The organism is Pseudomonas sp. MWU12-2020, assembly GCF_023100605.1.
In the GTDB taxonomy this organism is placed as follows: domain Bacteria; phylum Pseudomonadota; class Gammaproteobacteria; order Pseudomonadales; family Pseudomonadaceae; genus Aquipseudomonas; species Aquipseudomonas fluorescens_H.
On sequence record NZ_JALMEX010000050.1, the window covers coordinates 1 to 575 of the forward strand.

Annotated in this window: 1 protein-coding gene; it reads left to right on the top strand. The window is 59.3% G+C overall.

Features of this window, described 5'->3' with window-relative positions:
• Positions 1-504: hypothetical protein (locus tag M0814_RS28985; RefSeq protein WP_112997952.1), on the top strand; the 504-nt coding region annotated here is incomplete at its 5' end.
• Between the last annotated feature and the right edge of the window lie 71 nt (positions 505-575).

Sequence of the window (575 nt, forward strand, 5' to 3'; positions counted from 1 at the left end):
TTCATCCGACCCGATCAAACCGGAGCGATTCAGGTGCCGATATCGGTCTGGTTCACCGGTGGCGCCGGAAACTGGACGGGCTTCACGATTAAGGCCTCGAACGTCAATAGCACGCTGAGCGGGCAGTACTTCGTGGCGGCATGGGCCTCCATGGGAACCGCGACGTATGGCATGCGACTTTGGGATCAAGCCGGCGCGCTGGTTTATGACAGTGGCGCACCGGCGGTCGTTGTGACATTTGCTGCGGGTAACTGGACCTACCTCGGTAGTGAGGTGCTGACAGTGGGGCGTCGATACATTTGGGGTATCAGCAAGTTGCTTGGGGTCGGAGAGTACATCTCTCTGAACCCGTTCACGATGAACTGCCATAACGCCTCGTCGGGGGGCGGCTGCGCGCTTGGCGTCGACTACGGCGGCGGCCGAATCATGATGTACAGCCTGGCCTCAAACGCCTGGACCGATCAGGGCCACCGCCCGTTCCTCTGCGCCAAATTGCTGGCCTGAACCCAATTTTTTCTGGAGATACACGATGCCCTGGTACAAAGCCGGGACGGTTTCTGTCGTCCAAAGTCCAA